Source organism: Corynebacterium sp. HMSC08F01 (assembly GCF_001807545.1).
GTDB lineage: Bacteria > Actinomycetota > Actinomycetes > Mycobacteriales > Mycobacteriaceae > Corynebacterium > Corynebacterium coyleae.
The window spans coordinates 1-698 of the sequence record NZ_KV789269.1 but is presented as its reverse complement, the minus strand read 5'-3'; the positions used below and the strand labels follow the sequence as shown (position 1 = coordinate 698).

Annotated in this window: 1 protein-coding gene; it reads right to left on the bottom strand. The window is 59.3% G+C overall.

Annotation, left to right across the window (positions count from 1 at the left end; all coding sequences use genetic code 11):
• The coding region (locus tag HMPREF3171_RS11975; RefSeq protein WP_210385583.1) for a YPDG domain-containing protein at positions 1-698 on the bottom strand (698 nt) is incomplete at both ends.

Sequence of the window (698 nt, the reverse complement as noted above, 5' to 3'; positions counted from 1 at the left end):
CTTGTCACCCGGCTTGGCATCCTCCGGAATAGTCACCGTGATCTCGCCGGTGTTCTCATCGATGGTCACACCGTCCGGGGTGTTCTCACCCGGAGTGAAGGTGGTGCCATCCGGCGGCGTGGTCGGGTTGCCATCCTTGTCCTTGAACTCCGGAGCAGGAACGGTCACGTCCTCACCAGGCTTGCCGGAACCGTCCTTGTACTCCGGCTCGTAGTCCAGGTTCTGGTTCGGAACCTTCGGGTTGGTCTTGTCTTCCTTCTCCTTCTCATCCGGGATGGCATCACCGTCATCGTCCGGATCATCGGTATCAGGCGTGCCATCACCGTCGGAATCCAACTTGAAGTTGGCCGTCGTGTCGTCGGTGGACTTGTCCGGGTAGGTCACCGTGACCGGAACATCAAACTCCTCAACGGTGTCCGCGTTGAGCTTCGACTTATCCGGGAACGTCACGGTGATCTCACCGGTGGTCTCGTCGATCTCGACGACATAGCCCTCAGGCGCCGCGAAACCATCAGTGATCTTGAACTTCGAGCCTTCCGGAGCGGTCGCGTCCTTGCCATCCTTGTCGGTGAAGGTCGGCGAAGACTTCGTCTCCTTGCCCGGGACAACAAGCTTGTCCTCGTAGGACGGCTCGTAAAGGTCAGCGTCCTTATCGACAGGAGCCGGAACGTCCTTGTCGGTCACCGTGACAGTGACGT